Source organism: Actinoallomurus sp. CA-142502, from assembly GCF_050936355.1.
Lineage (GTDB): Bacteria > Actinomycetota > Actinomycetes > Streptosporangiales > Streptosporangiaceae > Actinoallomurus > Actinoallomurus iriomotensis.
The window spans coordinates 8,029,836-8,046,775 of the sequence record NZ_JBNJMY010000001.1; the positions used below are offsets into that span (position 1 = coordinate 8,029,836).

Sequence of the window (16,940 nt, forward strand, 5' to 3'; positions counted from 1 at the left end):
GCATTCGCCCACGTTCATCCATGGCGGACGATCGAACGCGCTGCGATGATCCGCTGCTGGTATTAGGTTCCTGGCGTGGACATCGGAATCACTACCTTCGCCGGCTCGTACGGCATGACGCCGCACGAGCTGGCCCACGCGATAGAAGAACGCGGCTTTGAGTCACTGTTCTTTCCGGAACACAGCCACATCCCCGTGCACAGCCGGCGGAACGACGGGGGGTCGACCCGGGACTACGCCGAAACCTTCGACCCCTTCGTGGCGCTGTCCGCGGGCGCCGCGGTCACCCGCACGCTCAAGCTCGGCACCGGAGTGTGCCTGCTGACTCAGCGGGACCCGATCGTGACGGCAAAAGAGGTCGCCTGCCTTGACCAGCTGTCGGGCGGTCGGTTCCTCTTCGGCGTCGGCGCCGGCTGGAACCGCATGGAGCTGGCCAACCACGGCACCGACCCGCGCACCCGGATGGCGCTGCTGGCCGAACGGGTGATGGCGATGCGCCGGATCTGGACCGACGACGAGGCCGAGTTCCACGGAAAGTACGTCGACTTCGAGCCGATCTGGTCCTGGCCCAAGCCGCACCAGCGGCCGCATCCGCCAGTCCTGGTCGGCGGTAACGGCCCCGGCGCCGAGGATCGGGTCCTCGCGTTCGGCGACGGCTGGCTCCCGCAATGTGACGGGCTTGCCGACGCCGGCGAACTGAGCGAGCGTGCCGCGGCGTTGCGCCGGCGTGCCACCGACGCCGGTCGGGGAACGATCCCGATCACAGTGTTCAACACCCCACCGGACGACCGGCTGCTGGCCACGCTCGCCGACGCCGGCATCGACCGGTGCCTGCTGTTGCTGCCGGCCGGAACCGAGTCGCAGATGCTCGCCCGACTCGATGAGTGGGCACCGCTCGCGTCCAAGTGGCGGCAGTCCACGTGAGCGCGGTGGGCGGGGCCACCGAGGTGTCCCCGCCCGTCGCGTACCTCAGGAGGGTGGCGGGTAGGCGTTCTGCACCAGCTGGTGGAACCGGGCGGAGAAACCAGTGCCCGGACAGCGGGGCGGTCCGCCGACGCGCGATCTCCGCGTTCGACGGCTCGCCGCTCCCGGGATGAGCCGTAGGGTGAGCCCGGGGGGTGGCTCACCCTACGGTCTCGGTCAGTGGCGGCCCGACACGGTCCGGTGATACTGCTGCCAGACCTCCTTGTCGGTCACGGCCCGGTTCAGGAACATCAGGTCGTCCATCCGGCAGTCGCAGGGGTTCCTCTCGGCGGTGTTCTGGGGGAAGCTTCCACCGATCTTGATGCCGCGCGGGTCGGTCGCCGTGGTGCGGTGTGTGCCCGGTGTGTCGATCTGCCAGGGGTCGCCGGCCGTCGTGTAGAAGCCGTCCAGCGGCCGGCCGTTCTTGTAGAGCCGCATCGTGCCGTGGTCGTAGTCGAACGACGCCGCGAGGAAGACCCATGTGCCGGGAGTCAGGATGCTCTGCCAGTCCTGGTTCGCGGCGAACGTCTGCGACTTGCCGCCGTCGATGCGGCGGCCGAGCGCGACGACGCGCAGGGTGCCCGACACGTCGATCACTTCGAGCAGCGCCCGTACGTCGTGGCCTTGGGAGTCGCCGCTGAGCAGGCCCGCCAGGCCGACCGCGTTGTAGTAGTCGGACGGGTTCGACGTCTCGGAGTTGAGGCCCGGGTTGGAGCCGGTGACCTTGAACCAGCCCATGATCGAGGCTTCCTTGGCGGCGTTGAAGGCGCGCAGGGTCGGTACGCCGGTCGCCGAGTACGTTCCGGCCTTCCAGTCGTCGTTGCCCTTGGTCGCGGGGTTCACCTGCCGGGTCTGGATCGCGTGGCCGCCGCCCGGGGACACGCTGTCCCGTACGCGCATGGCGGCTCCGCCATTGATCAGGTCGATGGTCGTGCCGGAGAACCCGCGGTCGCTCTCCTGCCCGGGGTTGCCCCGTACGGGGTGCTCGAAGTCGTAGTAGGAGACCAGGTTGGGCCGCAGGCTCGGCATCACCGCCGACAGGGCGTGGTCGCCGTTGCCCTGGGCCGAGGCCGCGCCGGTGTCCGCCCGGGCCGCGGTCGCCGCGAGCGGCCCGCACACCAGGGTGGCCACGGCGGCGGCCAGCAGGCGCCGGGACCGTAGGGTCGCGCTGAGATCTCTCATGTTCCCTCCACGTGCGTCTGGGGTCCGGCGGTCACCGCCCTGGGACGGTGACCGCCGGAATTGCGCGGGGGCTCGGGCCCCGGACCGGCGGCCCGAGCCCGCGGTCAGGCGCCGGCCGCCGTGCCGGTGACCTTGAAGTTGCGGACCCGTCCGGTGTTGTCGAACGACCCGAAGCCGACGCGACCGGCTCCCAGGGTCTTGTCGACCGCCGTCATCCGCGGGTCCTTCGCGTGGTCGAGGTACACCGCGATCTCACCGGTGTCGACGTGCCGGATCACCGTCACGTGATGCCACTTCATGTCGGTGATCGACGGCTCGGCGCCGCGCGACCGTAGCGGGTCCCACTGGTCCTCGAGCCGCAGCCGGTCGGCGTTGTTCACCACGAAGATCCCGTTGTGCGGGTAGATCGAATTGTCCTGGGACAGATGCGCGTAGTAGAACTGCGTGTCCGACTGGTAGCCGAACACGATGATCACATCTCGGTTGGTGACGTCCGTCGGAGTGTCGATCCGCACGTCGGCGTCGATCCGCTCGGTGCCGAACTTCGGCCCCTTGGTGAGCACCGCGTACTCGAACGGGCGACGCGGGCCGGGACGCTCGGTGCCGGCCTCGGCCAGGATCGTCTGGTCACCCTCGAACTTCCACTTCGACGGGGTGACCGGCGCCCAGTTCTTCGCGCCCGCCGTGCCGCCCACATGGGTGTGGCCCACCGATCCGGCGGCGAAGTGCCGCGTGCCGACGACCTTCCAGATCTTGCCGTTCGCCTTGGAGAGCAGGTAGAGCTCGCCCTTGCTGTCACGGCCGAAGCGCAGGTCGACGCGCTTGTCGCCGGCGAACTGCTGCATCGTCAGCCGGTTGCCGTTCGTGTCGAACGTCTGGAGCTGGTGGATCGGCGCCCGCGCGGCGCCGCGGCGCATCTGGCTCTGCTCGGTGTAGTAGACCGCGCCGTCGACCAGGTCGCCGAAGACGTACTTGCCGTACAGCTCGGGCAGCTTGTGGCCGCGGTAGACGTAGCCACCGGAGATCGCCTTACCGATGTCCGAGCTGCAGTTCCAGCCGGCCGGCGGGTCGTGGTCGTAGGCGGCCACCGGGTAGTCGTAGTTGTACTTCGCGTCGTCCTCGGGCAGCGGGTACAGGTCGCAGCGGTCGTTCTTCACGAAGGTGAACGGGCCCTCGCGGTTCGGCCAGCCGGCGTTGTCGCCGGCGCGGATGTCCCAGACGCCCTCGATGGCGTGCTCGCCGATGTGGCCGAGGAACAACTGATGGCTGCCGCCGGTGTCCCAGCTGAAGCGGTGCGGGTCGCGGAAGCCGAGGGCGAAGATCTCCCCGAGGGCGCCGGACTTGCCGACGAACGGGTTGTCGGCCGGGATGCCGTACTTGCCGTTCGCGCTGTTGTTCCCGTGCGGGTCGATCCGCAGGAGCTTGCCCTGCGGGACCGCGAGGTTCTGCGGGTCGTCGTTGCCGGCGGCCTGGCCCTGTCCGCCGTCACCGGCGGCGATGTAGAGCTTGGCGTAGTCCTTGTCGCCCGGCTTGGCGTTCGGGTTGAAACCCATTTCCTGGATGCCGTGGATCTGTCCGCCGAAGCCGAGCCGGAGGATCTCCCGGTGCGTTCCGTGGAACGTGTCCGCCTTCGGATCGTCGGCGGTCCACTCGTCGACGACGCCGTGGTAGATGGTGCCCGCCTGCGGCGTCAGGTCGGGAACCTTGGTCGTGCTGGAAGCCAGCTCGGTATGGATGGTGTAGAACTTCCCGTTCGTCCGGAAGCCCGGGTCGAAGGCGACGATGCCGAAGCCCTGGCCGAGGCCGCGCCCGGAGAAGAAGTACGGCTCGAACTGCGCCTTGACGTCGAGGTAGACGTGCGGCTGTCCGTTCCGGACGACGTAGAGGTTGCCGTTCAGGTCCGGCACGTACATCCGCCCGGAGCCGTCCGGCACCTCACCGATGAAGTTGATCCGCGCCCAGCGCATGAGGCGGGCGTCGACGGGCGCGGGAACGGGCTCGGACTTGGGGAATTGCGCGTACTCCTGGAGGACCAGCCCCAGGTCGGAGGTGATCGGTCGTTCGGGGATCGGGTCGGTGACGGGAGTTTCGTCGGCGAGCGCGGCCTGCTGGGGCACCGTGAACAGAGCCGCGAGTAGAGCGACGGTTATCAGAAGGCACCATCTGAACTTCGTCATTCTGCCACCCATGGGGTCGATAGGCGGAAAGCGCTTTCTGTAAACGCTTTCCCGAACGTAGGCGAGGGCGATCACAGGGTCAAGAGAGGGTTTCGGCGGCCTCCTTCGGGGCGTGGTCGGCGGAGGATGCGCTCACGCGCTCCAGACAGCTCGGATCAGGTCACGTGCTCGGCGAAGCGGGCGAGGCACAGCGACAGCGCCTCCGCCCCCGGCATCGCCCAGAGGTCGTCGTTGAAAATTTCGACTTCGATCGGCCCCGTGTAGCCGACCTCGTCCACGGCCGTACGGAACCGGCGCAGCTCGACGCAGCCGTCGCCGAGCATCCCGCGCCCGGTCAGGACGCCCTCGGGCAGAGGAGTGATCCAGTCGGCCACCTGGAAGAGCGCGATCCGGTCCTCGGCCCCGGCACGCGCGATGGCGGCGTACGCGCCCGGGTCCCACCACAGGTGGTAGGTGTCGACCATGACGCCGACCTGCGCGGCGGGGAGCGGCGCGGCCAGGTCGAGCGCCTGGTCGAGCGTCGAGACCACGCAACGGTCGGAGCAGTACATCGGGTGCAGCGGCTCGATCGCCAGCCGTACGCCGTGCCGCCCGGCGTACGGCGCGAGCTCGGCGAGCGCGTCGGCGACCCGCTGCCGCGCGCCGTCGACGTCGCGGGAGCCCTCGGGCAGCCCGCCGCTGACCAACGCCAGGGCCGGCGCGCCCAGCTCGGCGGTCTCCTCGATCGCCCGGCGGTTCTCCGCGATCGCGTCCGGCTGCTGGAAGAACCCGCCCCGGCACAGCGACGTCACGGTGAGCCCGGCGTCGCGGACCAGCTTCGCCGTACGGGCCAGGCCGTACTCGGCCACCGGTTCACGCCAGAGCCCGACGCCGGTCACCCCGGCCTCGGCGCAGCCCGCGACCAGGTCCGGCAGGGGCCAGTATCGCGTCGTCCACTGGTTCAGGCTGAATCGTTCGAGGCTCATGTGGCCACTCCCTGAACGGTGAGCCACGCGCGCATGCGGGCCACCGCGAGCTCCGGGTCGGGCAGCAGGCCGGCCTGGTCCGCGAGCTCGAAGAGCCGGACCAGGTGCGGGACCGAGCGGGCGCTCTCCAGACCGCCGACCATGCTGAAGTGCGCCTGGTGCCCGGCCAGCCAGGCGACGAACACCACGCCCGTCTTGTAGTAGTACGTCGGGACGGTGAAGATGTGCCGGGCCAGTGGCACGGTCGGGGCGAAGATCCGCTCGTACGCCGCCAGGTCCCCCGCGTCCAGCGCGCCGAGGGCGGCCGCCGCGGCGGGCGCGATCGGGTCGAACACGCCGAGCAGCGCGTCGCTGTGGCCCTGGTCGTCGCCGCGGATGAGCTCGGGATAGTTGAAGTCGTCGCCGGTATAGAGCCGCACGCCGGCGGGCAGGGCGCGGCGCAGCGCGATCTCCCGCCCGGCGTCCAGCAGCGACACCTTGATGCCGTCGACCGCGCCGGCGTGGTCGACGATGATCGCCAGGACGCTGCGGGCGGCGTCGTCCAGGTCGGCCGAGCCCCAGTAGCCCTCCAGCGCCGGGTCGAACATCGGGCCGAGCCAGTGCAGCACGGCCGGCCGCGCGACCTGGCCGAGCAGCCGCCCGTACACCGCGGCGTAGTCGTCCGGCCCGGTGGCCGAGGCGGCGAGCTGGCGGCTCGCCATGATGACGGGCGTCCCGCCGGCCGCCTCGATGACGGCGAGCTGCTCCTCGTACGCCGCGACGATCCGGTCCAGCGGCGCCGGTCCGGGCGGGAGCTGGTCGGTGCCCGCGCCGCAGACGATCCGGCCGCCGCAGGCCCGCGCCTCCGCCCCGCTTCGCTCGATCAGCTCGCGCGTCGTCGGCCAGTCGAGGCCCATGCCGCGCTGGGCGGTGTCCATGGCCTCCGCGACGCCCAGCCCGTACGACCACAGGTGACGGCGGAAGGCCAGAGTGGTCTCCCAGTCGAGGCGCTCGGGGTCGGCCAGCGGGTCGACGACCACGTGCGCGGCGGCGTACGCGACGCGCGACGTCGCCGGGGCCGCCGGCGGCGGATGCGCGCCCGGCTCGCCCAGTGTGTACGGGACGAGCGAGCCGTCCGCCCGGGGAAGGTCGATCTTCACTTGGCGAGCTCCGGGACCTCGATGCGACGGCCCTCCTTCCACGAGCGCAGGCCCAGCTCGGCGAGCTGGACGCCTCGCGCGCCCGCGTAGAAGTCCCACGGGAACTCGCCGTCGTCGGCGACGTGCCGCAGGAACAGTTCCCACTGCGCCTTGAACCCGTTGTCGAACTCGGCGTTGTCCGGCACCTCCTGCCACTGGGCGCGGAAGTCCTCGGTGGCGGGCAGGTCCGGGTTCCACACGGGCTTGGGCGTCATCGACCGGTGCTGCACCCGGCAGCGGCGCAGTCCCGCGACCGCGCTGCCCTCGGTGCCGTCCACCTGGAACTCGACGAGTTCGTCGCGGAACACCCGGGTCGTCCAGGAGGAGTTGATCTGTGCGATCACGCCGCCCTCGAGCTCGAAGATCCCGTACGCGGCGTCGTCCGCCGTCGCGGCGTACGGCCGGCCGTCCTCACCGACCCGCTCGGGGATGTGGATCGCGCCGAGGGCCTGCACCGAGCGGACCGGCGCGATGATGTTGTCGAGCACGTACCGCCAGTGGCAGAACATGTCGGCGATGATCCCGCCGCCGTCCTCCACTCGGTAGTTCCAGCTCGGGCGCTGCGCCTCCTGCCAGTCGCCCTCGAACACCCAGTAGCCGAACTCGCCGCGTACGGACAGGACGCGCCCGAAGAAGCCGCCGTCGACCAGGCGCTTGAGCTTGAGCAGCCCCGGCAGGAACAGCTTGTCCTGCACGACGCCGTGCCGGATGCCCGCGCCGTCGGCGAGCCGGGCGAGTTCGAGCGCCTCCTGCAGGTCCTCGGCGAGCGGCTTCTCGGTGTAGATGTGCTTGCCCGCCTCGATCGCCGCCCGGACCGCCGGGGCCCGGGCGCCGGTGATCTGGGTGTCGAAGTACACCTCGACGTCGGGCCGGGCGAGCGCCTTGTCCAGGTCGGTGGACCACTCGGTGAGCCCGTGCCGCTCGGCGACGGCGCGCAGCTTGGCCTCGCTGCGGCCGACCAGGACGGGCTCCGGCCACAGCACGGTGCCGTCGGCGGTCGTCAGCCCACCCTGGTCGCGGATCGCCAGAATCGAGCGGACGAGGTGCTGGCGGTACCCCATCCGGCCGGTCACGCCGTTCAAAACGATCCCAATGGACCTGCGTGCCATCCCTGTGTGTTCCTCTCTGCGGGTGGTCGGTCGTCGCTCTGTGCCGGGTGTCGGTCAGTCCGCGGCCGAGGCCGCGCCGAGCAGGTCGCGGATCCGGCCGGTGGCACGGGCGAACTCCGGACGCGCCATGGTCGTGGCGTAGTCGCGCTCGTCGGGCAGGTCGACGTCGATGACCTCGGCGATGGTGCCGGGCCGGTCGGTCATCACGACGATCCGGTTGGCGAGGTAGGCCGCCTCCGCGATCGAGTGCGTGACCAGCAGGACGGTCGTCCGCGTCTCCCGCCAGATGCGGTTCAGTTCGATGTTGAGCTGCTCGCGGGTGAGCGCGTCCAGCGCGCCGAACGGCTCGTCCATCAGCAGGACCGGCGGCTCGTGCAGCAGCGCCCGGCAGAGCGCCACCCGCTGCTGCATGCCGCCGGACAGCTCGTGCGGGTACGCGTCCTCGAATCCGGCGAGCCCGGTCATCGCGATGAGATCCGCGGTGCGCCGGCGGGACCGGTCGGCGGGCATCCGGCGCATCTCGGCCTGCAACAGGATGTTGCGCCGGGCGCTGCGCCACTCCAGCAGCGCAGCCCGCTGGAAGACGTACCCGATGTCGTTGCGCGGGCCGGTCACCGGCTCATCCCGCAGCCGCACGCTCCCGGAGGACGGCTTGAGCAGGCCCGCGACCAGCTTGAGCAACGTCGACTTGCCGCAGCCCGACGGGCCGACGATGGCCACGAACTCGCCCTCGGCCACGTCGAGCGACACGTCCCGCAGCGCCGTGACGTCCTTCTTCTTCGTGCGGAACCGCACGGCCACGTCTTCCAGCCGGACGCTCCCGCCACGGCCCGCTTCCTTGCCGGTTCCCTCGCTTCGCTCGATCACTTGTCCTCGTTCCCGTGTGCTCCCGGGTCCGGCCATCGTCGTCACCTTCCGGTCGGTCAGCCCTGCGGGCCGGCGGAGGAGTCCCAGTACCCCGAGGGCGGCTGCGCCTTGGAGATCAGGCCGCTCTGTGTGAAGACGCTGATGGTCTGCTGCCAGTCGGCGTCGGTGTTGACGCCGGGGGCCTTGCCCTTGGTGGCGTCGGTGTGCAGGAGGCTCAGCGTCGTCTTGAACTGGTCGGTCAGCACGGTCGGCGCCGGGAGCTGCTGGGACGCACCCTGCATGGCGGCGACGGCGTTCGCCGGGTCCTTCTCGGCCGCCGCCCACGCCTCGCTGGTCGCGGCGGACATGCGCTTGACCAGGTCCGCATCGCTCTTGAGCTTGCGGTCGCCGACGAGCAGGCCGTTGGAGTAGTAGTTCAGGCCGAAGTCGGCGAACTTCAGGTACGACACCTGCTTGCCGGCCTTGGCGGCCATCGTCGGGCCCTGGTCGTTGGCGTAGCCGATCAGGCCGTCCGTCTTGCCGGAGATGACCGCGGCCATCTTGCCCGCCGGGTCGGTGTTCTGGAGCTGGACGTCCGACTCCACCAGGCCGTTCTTCTTGAGGAACGCCGGGAACGTCCGCGACGGCGCGTCACCCGCGGTGGCCGCGATGCGTTTGCCCTTCAGGTCGGCCGGCGACTTGAACGCCTTGTCGGAGAAGAACTGCACGGCGGCCGGCGTCGTCTGCAGGTAGACACCGATGCTCTTGACCGGCAGGCCCTGGGCGACCCCCGCCAGCAGCGCCGGCGTGTCCGCCCAGCCGAAGTCGGTCTGGCCCGCCCCGGTCGCCTGCACGGTCTTCTGCGAGCCCTGCCCCGCCTTGATCTCCAGGTCGATGCCGTGTTTTTCGAAGATGCCCTGTTTCTTGCCGTAGTAGAACGGTGCGTGCTCGCCGTAGGGGTACCAGTTGAGAGTCAGCGTGACCTTGTCCAGCTTCTTGCCTGAGGCACTGGTGGTCTTGTCACCTCCTCCCCCGCACGCGGCGACGATCGCCACGATCGGGACCAGGGTGAGGACGAGGCTGCGCAGTTTCATGATCGTCTCCGTCGGTAGGTCAGAATCGCGTCAGCAGGTCGGCGGGACGGGTACGCCGTCCGTCAGTAAGTGGTGGTCACGGCGGCGCCGCGACGGCTGGCGTGCCAGGGCAGCAGTAGCTTCTCGGCGAACTCCACGAGCACGAACAGGACGACGCCGATCAGGGACATGACGAGCAGACCGGCGAAGAGCATGGGGGTGTCGAGGTTGCCGTTGGCCTGCTGGATCACGTACCCGAGTCCCTCGTTTGCCCCGACGAACTCGCCCACGACGGCACCCGTGACAGCGAGTGTCACGGCGACCTTCAGGCCGGAGAACAGATGCGGCAGTGAGGCCGGGAATCGGATCTTGGAGAACGTCTGGAGCGGTCCAGCGCCCATCGTCGCCGACAGCTGGATCATCTCCGGGTCCACCGCCTTCAGGCCGGTGACCATCGAGATGACGACGGGGAAGAAGGCGATGAGCACCGCGACGACGACCTTCGGGGCGAGGCCGAAGCCGAGCCAGACGACGAGCAGCGGCGCGATCGCGACCTTCGGGATGACCTGCGCGAACAGAAGCACCGGGTAGAGCGTCCTCTCGATCGAGGAGGAGTACACCATGAGGACGGCGGCGAGGACGCCGACGATCGCCGCGATGACGAAGCCCAGCAGCGTCTCGTACGTCGTGATCCAGGTGTGGTGCCAGATGTAGCCCGCCTTGTCGCTCATCACCTGGAGGGTCTTGGCGGGTGACGGCACCAGGTAGGCCTCGACCAGCTCCGCTGCGGTGATCACCCACCAGAGGACGAGGCAGGCGAGGAGCAGCACGACGGGCCGCCAGGATCGCGCGACCGCGTCCAGAACCTGCTCGCCGGCCCCCGGCCGGTCGCGCTCGGCGACTCCCGCCACCGGAACACTGGATGTGGTGCTCTGACTCACCATGAGCTCCTCCGTGCTCTGACCCTGCGCTCCCAGAAAGCGCATTCTGAAAGCGCTTTCTGTTACCGTAGGGATGGCGTACGGCGCGGTCAAGAGGAGTTATGTGGCGAACTGTCCGGACTTCCGTCGTGGACGGCCCGCCCTCCGCTCCGCTTCGCCGCACGGACGCGGCATGCTGGAGCCAGGAGGACGCGAACTTGAAGGAACACCGACCGGAACGCCCGGCCGTACACGCCCGGGCGAAGACGGCCCGCCCGGACGCCGCCGACGGCCCGGATGACGCCGGCGGCGGTGCGCACGTCACGCTGCAGGACGTCGCACGGCGGGCGGAGGTCTCCCTCGCGACCGCCTCCCGCGTACTCAACGGCACCACGCAGGTCCGCCCCGACCTGCGCGAACGCGTGCTGGCCGCCGCGTCCGAGCTCGCGTACGCGCCCAACGCGCACGCCCAGGCGCTCGCCCGCGCCTCCAGCCAGGCCATCGGCCTGATCTGCCACGACGTCAGCGACCCGTACTTCGCGGCGATCGCCCGCGGCGTCACCCGCACGGCCGCCGAGCACGGCCTGCTGGTCATGCTGGCCAGCACGTTCCGCGACCCGACGCGCGAGGTCGACTATGTCGCGATGCTCCGCGCGCAGCGCGCCCGGGCGATCCTGCTCGTCGGATCCGGGTTCGAGGACCGCGCATGGGAACGCTCGATGAGCGCCGAGCTCGACCCGTACGTACGGGCCGGCGGCAGGGTCGCCGTGCTCAGCCGCCACCGCGGCCTGCGCGTCGACACTGTGCAGCCGGAGAACCGCGAGGGCGCCGCCGCGCTCGCCCGCGACCTGCTCGCCCTCGGCCATCGCGACTTCGCGGTGCTCACCGGCCCGCGCGCGCTCACCACCGTCGTCGACCGGCTCGGCGGGTTCCGCGACGCCCTGGCCGAGGCCGGGGTGCCACTGCCCGACGACCAGGTCGTCGAGGGGTCGTTCAGCCGTGACGGCGGATTCGCCGCCGCGACCGAGCTGGTCCGCCGCGGTTCGCGGGCGACCTGCGTGTTCGCCCTCACCGACGTGATGGCGATCGGTGCGCTGTCCGCCTTTCGCCACCACGGCATCGACGTGCCGAGCCAGGTGTCGCTGGCCGGCTTCGACGACATCCCGATCGTCCGCGACCTCGTCCCATCGCTGACCACGGTCGCCCTCCCCCTGGAGGGGATGGGCGAGCGCGTCATGAGTCTGGCCCTCCGCGCCCCGGCCCGCCGCAGCCGCGTCGAACGCATCTCCGGCGAGGTGGTCCTCCGCGCCACCACCGCCGCCCCACCGAAGCTGTAGGAGACGGCGCTGTTGTCGAAACCGGCGAGCGGTCCGCACAATGCGACCGCGCGGTCCGGCTGGGCTGATCAGGCGGTGGCACCGCGGAGTGCCGACCATGTTCGATCGCAGCGTTCTTCTGACAGCAGAGAATTCCGCTCACGTAAGAACGCCGAGAACGGACCTCCCCTGCCGGGCGATCCGCACCCACGCGTCCGACAAGCGGCCCCGCGACCAGCAGCGACCAATGGCCCACAAACGTCGAGGACGCACGACGTCCGACAGTGCATCGGCCCGGTTCACGAAGCCAAGCCGAGTAATGACACCCTTCAGGCCACGTTGCGCCAGACGGTGAGGTCCACGCTGACGAACTGGCTCGGTGACTTCTCGGGCGAGAAACCGTGCACGGTGACCAGGCCGTAGTGCCCGGAGCCGGTCTTCACGCAAATCCGGGACCCCTTGCCGAGCTTGTCCCTCTCGATGGAGGTGGTGTATCGGGTGTCGGCGCGACAGCCGGCCAGCGTACCCGGCTCACCGGCCTCCAGCAGCGCCATGGTGTTCTTGGTCAGGTTGGTGGCGACGTTGGGCGCTTCGGTCATGCCGCTCAGGTAACCGAAGTCTCCTTCGTAGTGCACGTCGGCTTGCTCCGGCCGCGGCGGATCGTCGGCGAAGGTCACCGAGTAACCGGCAGGAATGTTGAGATTCCTGTACACGGCACCCTTCGGTGCCGCCGGGGCCTTGTTCCCTCCGCTGGTGCCGCCCGAAGTCGCGCCGCCGGACCGCGGCGCATCGCCCTTCTTCCCGCCCTGGGCGCTCTGTGAGCCGTTGTCGGCCCCCTGGTGCCCCACCAGGTACGCGCCGCCACCGATGAGCGCGGCAACGGCCAGTCCCGCGACGACCAGCCCGGCACGGTTCCGCTTGCGGGACGGCTGCGGCGGCGCCGCCCCCGGCGGGTAGCCCCCGGCTGTCGCGGGACCCGGATGGTTCGGATGGCGGCCGGGGCTCCAGGCGACCGTGGCCGGCTGTGTCGGCGGGTGCGTCGGCGGTGTGTGCGGGACCGCCTGCGTCGGCGGGTGCGTCGGCTGAGGCGGCACCGCCCCCGGCGGGTAACCCCCGGCTGTCGCGGGACCCGGATGGTTCGGATGGCGGCCGGGGCCCCAGGCGACCGTGGCCGCCTGTGTCGGCGGGTGCGTCGGCTGCGGCGGTGGGGCCGGGGCGGCCGCCTGGGTGAGATCGGCGGCGTAGGAGGACGGCAACCAGCCGTCGGGGCGACGCAGCGCCGGGTCCTGGGACGCCTGGCCGCACATTTCGATGATCCGGGCGGTGGACGGCCGTAGCGCCGGGTCCTTGCTGAGACATCCGGCGACGATCTCCCGCAGCTCGTCCGGCAGCCGGGACAGGTCCGGGTCCTGATGCACGATCCGGTAGAGGACGGCGTGCGAGGACCCGTCACCGAAGGCGGGGACGCCCGTCGCGGCGAAGGCCGCGATCTGGCCGAGCGCGAAGATGTCGGTTGCCTCGGTGCAACTCGTCCCGGCCGCCTGCTCGGGCGCCATGAAGGACGGGGTGCCGACACTGACGCCGGTGCCGGTGAGTGCGGTGGTGTCGACGGCCCGCGCGATACCGAAGTCGATAACGCGCGGCCCGTCGACCGCGAGCAGCACATTGGACGGCTTGAGGTCGCGGTGGACGATGCCCGCGTGATGGATGGCCTGCAGCGCCTCGGCGATCCCAGCGACGAGCCGCAGAACGGTCGCCACCGGCATCGCGCCGTGTGTGGTGACCGCTGTGTGCAGGGAGGGCCCCTGGACGTAAGCGGTGGCCAGCCATGGCCGCGGACCTTCGGTATCGCTGTCGATCACCGGCGCGGTGTAGAGGCCCTGCACACGCTGCGCGGCCCGCACCTCCTGCTGGAACCGGCGGCGAAATTCCGGGTTCTCGGCGAACTCGGGGCGGATCACCTTGATCGCCACGGGCCGTCCGCCGGGCGTGTAGGCGAGGTACACCTTGCCCATGCCACCGACCCCGAGCCGGGCGCTGAGCAGGTATCCGGCTACGGTACGCGGGTCGTCCTCGGTCAGCGGCTGGAATACCTCCGGACCCGCTGCCGAAGCGCCCGCTTCGTCTGCGCGCACCGGTTCCTGCTGATGTTCCGTCACGATTTTCCCCCGAGGCCGCCTTTGCCCACCATTGACGGCGCCGAGCCTAACGCTTGTTCTCGCAGGGTGTATTGGCCATCCATAATCCGCCTACGGACGCCTCCTCGGCATTAATCGCGCCGAAAGCAAACGAAAGCGCGGCGGGCGGGGACGCCTCCAGTCGTCCCCGCCCGTCGCGTGCCTCAGGAGAGTGGCGGATAGGCGTTCTGCACCAGCTGGTGGAACTGGGCGGAGAACCAGTGCCCGGACAGCGGGGCGTCCGGCAGCGCGCCGCTCGGGCTGTTGCCGTTGCGGACGTTGCCGCCGTAGTTCGGGTCGCACATCTGGTCGAAGCCCTTGCCCTCGTCATTGGGGATGGACTTGCTGGCACCGTCGGACTCGCCCGGCGGCTTCACCCACGCGTACGCGTCGAAGCCGGCGGCCGGAGCCGCGGTCGGCCGCGCGCCGAGCCCCGCGCCGGACTGGTTGCACCAGTCGCCGACGTGCGGCCGGCGGTCGACACGCTCGGCGTTGACCTGCGTGTTGATGTCGCTGGCCGAGCTCGGGCCGGTCGGGCGGCTCGAACCGCCCCAGCCGTTGCGGGACGTGTCGATGACCATGCCGATGCCGGACGGGAAGCCGTCGGAGATGAGCTGCTGGCGGAACGCCGCGCCGAAGCTCGACTCGTCGACGTAGTAGTTCCAGTCCACCCACTTCGACTGGCGGGTCTGGTCGTTGACCGGCAGGTACGGCTCGGTGGTGGGCGAGTAGTTGGCGGTGTTGATGACGAAGCCGTCAACGCTGTTCACCCCGGCGGTCGTGCCGCGGGCGACGGTGGCGAACAGCTGCGCGGAGGGACCGAAGTTGCTGTCCCAGCCGAGCCAGCCGTGGTGCCCTGCGTCGAGGTAGGTGTAGACGTTGCTGATCGCGTGCAGCTTGTTCAGGGCGTACTGGACGCCCTTCACGTAGTTGCCGTTCTGCTGCATGGTCTGGCACGCGGTGGTCGCGGTGTTGCCGCTGACGTTGGTGACCAGGTTGGGCAGCGAGTCCGGCTCGATGTAGGTGACGATCTTCAGGTTCGCGTACTTCGAGTCGGCCATGATCGAGGCGATCGGGTCGATGTATTCGCTCTGGTAGCGGCTGAGCTCTGTCGGGCCGAGCTCGCCGTTGGAGGCCAGCGCCGCGCAGTCCCGGCCGGGCAGGTCGTAGATGACGAACTGCGCGTAGCTCGCGCCCTGGGACACCGCGGCGTCGAGGTGGGCGCGCAGGCCCATCCCGCCGTTCGCCCCGTTGATCGCCGCGATCCGGTCGAGCCACACGGCGGTGGGCTGGTTCGCCACCGCGCTGCCGCCGTCGCCCTGTGCCTGGGCGGACCACTCAGGGTCCACGTAACCCTTGCCGCCGGTGAACGGGTTGTCGGCGTGGGAGCCGTCGCCCGGGGGCGGGGTCGGGTTGCCGCCGTCGCCGCCGCCGGTGGTGCCGTCGCAGGTCACGCCGTTCAGCTTGAACGTCGTGGGCGCGGCGTTCGTGCCGGAGTAGGAGCCGTTGAAGCCCAGCGACGTCGAGGCGTTCGTGGCCAGACCGCCGTTGTAGGAGGCGTTCTTGACCGTGACGTGCTTCGCGTTCTGGGTGAAGGTGCCGCTCCAGCCCTGGGTGACCTGCTGGTTGCCGGCGAAGTCCCACTCCAGGGTCCAGGAGGTGAGCGGATCGCCGAGGTTGGTGATGCCGAGGTTGGCGGTGAAACCGCTGCCCCAGTCGTTGGTGGTGTAGGTGACCTTGCAGCCGGTCGCCGCGTGCGCCGACCCGGCGGCGACGAGCGCCGAGACGAGACCGAGCAGCAGGGCGGCCAGCGCCACCGCTGCCGATCGGCCCGCGCGCGGACGATGGACGTTGACATTCATGCGGATATGTCCTCCTCGGGACTCTGGCGGACGCGCTCCCGGGGGTGGCTCCCCCGGGACGGGGGTTCAGGCGGGTGTGCAGGTGAGCGAGGTGGCGCCGGCGGCGGACCCGGTGCCCTGGAAGCCGAACGTCGTGGCCGCGCCCGGGGCGAGGGCTCCGTTGTAGGAGGCGTTGACCGCGTGCGCCGACCGGCCGCTCTGGGTGACGGTGGCGTTCCAGGCGTTCGCCACGTTCTGGTCGGCGGGGAGCGTCCAGTCCGCGGACCAGCCGGCCAGCGCGCGATCGCCGGTGTTCGTGACGGTCACCGTGGCGGTGAAGCCGCCGGACCAGGCGTTGTCGACGCGCAGGTTCGCGGCGCACGCGGCGCCGGACGTGGGCGGCGGCGTCTCTCCCCCACCGCCCACCGTCACGGCGAAGGACCCGGTGGCCAGCCCGGCCCCGCCCTGCCAGATCTCGAACCCGGCCTCGGCGTCGATGAGGTACCAGGAGTTCTGGATGTAGCCGCGGGTCACCGCGTCACGGGTGAACGCGCGCAGGTCCAGGCCGCTCACCGACGTGGTGCCGGAGGTACGGACGTACGCGATGTAGTTCCAGTTCATGCGGGAGTACCAGACGTCCCAGGTGGCGCCGCCGATGGACACGCCGCTCGCGATGCGGGACCCGGCGGGCTGCACACCGCCGCGGCTGTTCAGCCAGATCATCACCTCGGCGCCGTCCGGGTCGGTGGTCGTGGCCGGCTTGGTGTCGTACCAGAGGTCGTACGCCACGTCGTACGTGCCGGAGGCCGGCTGGACGGTGCTCCAGTCGCTCGTCACCGCGGGCATCGAGCCGACCTGGACCGGCAGGCCGCTGCCGGTGGTGCACAGGCCCCAGTGGCAGCCCTTGAAGAGGGACGGGTACGACGCGGGTGCGCCGTTGGTCGGGTTGGCGTGGCCGGAGGAGTCGACGGTGAACGACGTGCCGGAGACGCTGATGCACTGCGGGGTGCTCGCTCCCCACACGTTGTTCTGCGCGATGTACTCTCCGCCGTTCACCGCGACGGTCTGCGTCGCGCCGCAGAGCTGCGTGGCGGCGCGGGCGGGACGGGCGACCGGCACGAGGGCGAACAGGAGGAACAGCGCGCCTAAGACGGTGAGGGCGGCACGGGTTCGGGCGGATTCCATGGTGGCAC

General features: G+C 70.5%; 13 protein-coding genes. 2 read left to right on the top strand and 11 right to left on the bottom strand.

The window, feature by feature from the left end; translation table 11 throughout:
- Positions 1 to 75: 75 nt before the first annotated feature.
- On the top strand, positions 76 to 924 hold the full coding sequence (locus ACQEV1_RS37500) for an LLM class F420-dependent oxidoreductase (RefSeq protein ID WP_433400753.1): 849 nt from the start codon (positions 76 to 78) through the stop codon (positions 922 to 924).
- Between the two features lie 216 nt (positions 925 to 1,140).
- Here ACQEV1_RS37500 and ACQEV1_RS37505 read toward each other — a convergent pair whose 3' ends face one another.
- The 8 genes from ACQEV1_RS37505 to ACQEV1_RS37540 all read right to left on the bottom strand — a co-directional run bounded on the left by ACQEV1_RS37505 (position 1,141) and on the right by ACQEV1_RS37540 (position 10,437).
- Positions 1,141 to 2,145 (bottom strand): LamG-like jellyroll fold domain-containing protein, encoded by a 1,005-nt coding sequence (locus tag ACQEV1_RS37505; protein WP_433400756.1) that lies wholly within the window; start codon positions 2,143 to 2,145, stop codon positions 1,141 to 1,143.
- 104 nt (positions 2,146 to 2,249) lie between these two features.
- Positions 2,250 to 4,322, bottom strand: coding sequence for a PQQ-dependent sugar dehydrogenase (locus ACQEV1_RS37510; RefSeq protein ID WP_433400759.1), 2,073 nt, complete (start codon positions 4,320 to 4,322; stop codon positions 2,250 to 2,252).
- A 155-nt stretch (positions 4,323 to 4,477) separates the two neighbouring features.
- Positions 4,478 to 5,287, bottom strand: a complete 810-nt coding sequence (locus tag ACQEV1_RS37515; RefSeq protein ID WP_433400762.1) for a sugar phosphate isomerase/epimerase family protein — start codon at positions 5,285 to 5,287, stop codon at positions 4,478 to 4,480.
- On the bottom strand, positions 5,284 to 6,426 hold the full coding sequence (locus tag ACQEV1_RS37520) for a dihydrodipicolinate synthase family protein (RefSeq protein ID WP_433400765.1): 1,143 nt from the start codon (positions 6,424 to 6,426) through the stop codon (positions 5,284 to 5,286). The genes ACQEV1_RS37515 and ACQEV1_RS37520 overlap by 4 nt, the downstream gene beginning before the upstream one ends.
- Positions 6,423 to 7,574: a Gfo/Idh/MocA family protein gene (locus ACQEV1_RS37525; protein ID WP_285636502.1), complete on the bottom strand. Its 1,152-nt coding sequence runs from the start codon at positions 7,572 to 7,574 to the stop codon at positions 6,423 to 6,425. Before ACQEV1_RS37525 ends, ACQEV1_RS37520 begins: the two co-directional genes overlap by 4 nt.
- A 54-nt stretch (positions 7,575 to 7,628) precedes the next feature.
- Complete coding sequence (locus ACQEV1_RS37530) at positions 7,629 to 8,441, bottom strand: ABC transporter ATP-binding protein (RefSeq protein WP_433400769.1); 813 nt, start codon at positions 8,439 to 8,441, stop codon at positions 7,629 to 7,631.
- Between the two features lie 56 nt (positions 8,442 to 8,497).
- Positions 8,498 to 9,514 (bottom strand): ABC transporter substrate-binding protein, encoded by a 1,017-nt coding sequence (locus ACQEV1_RS37535; RefSeq protein ID WP_433400772.1) that lies wholly within the window; start codon positions 9,512 to 9,514, stop codon positions 8,498 to 8,500.
- Between the two features lie 62 nt (positions 9,515 to 9,576).
- Complete coding sequence (locus ACQEV1_RS37540) at positions 9,577 to 10,437, bottom strand: ABC transporter permease (protein ID WP_285584029.1); 861 nt, start codon at positions 10,435 to 10,437, stop codon at positions 9,577 to 9,579.
- Positions 10,438 to 10,739: 302 nt separating this feature from the next.
- On the opposite strand from ACQEV1_RS37540, the gene ACQEV1_RS37545 reads away from it, so the two are divergent.
- On the top strand, positions 10,740 to 11,750 hold the full coding sequence (locus ACQEV1_RS37545; RefSeq protein ID WP_285636537.1) for a LacI family DNA-binding transcriptional regulator: 1,011 nt from the start codon (positions 10,740 to 10,742) through the stop codon (positions 11,748 to 11,750).
- 308 nt (positions 11,751 to 12,058) lie between these two features.
- On the opposite strand, the gene ACQEV1_RS37550 is transcribed toward ACQEV1_RS37545, so the two are convergent.
- From ACQEV1_RS37550 to ACQEV1_RS37560, 3 genes are all read right to left on the bottom strand, one after another.
- Positions 12,059 to 13,864, bottom strand: coding sequence for a serine/threonine protein kinase (locus tag ACQEV1_RS37550; RefSeq protein ID WP_433400775.1), 1,806 nt, complete (start codon positions 13,862 to 13,864; stop codon positions 12,059 to 12,061).
- Between the two features lie 206 nt (positions 13,865 to 14,070).
- A complete protein-coding gene (locus tag ACQEV1_RS37555) occupies positions 14,071 to 15,768 on the bottom strand; it encodes a glycoside hydrolase family 6 protein (protein WP_433400778.1) in 1,698 nt (565 codons plus the stop codon).
- 66 nt (positions 15,769 to 15,834) lie between these two features.
- Entirely contained in the window at positions 15,835 to 16,932 is a 1,098-nt protein-coding gene (locus ACQEV1_RS37560; protein WP_433400781.1) for a GH12 family glycosyl hydrolase domain-containing protein, read from the bottom strand.
- Positions 16,933 to 16,940: the final 8 nt, after the last annotated feature.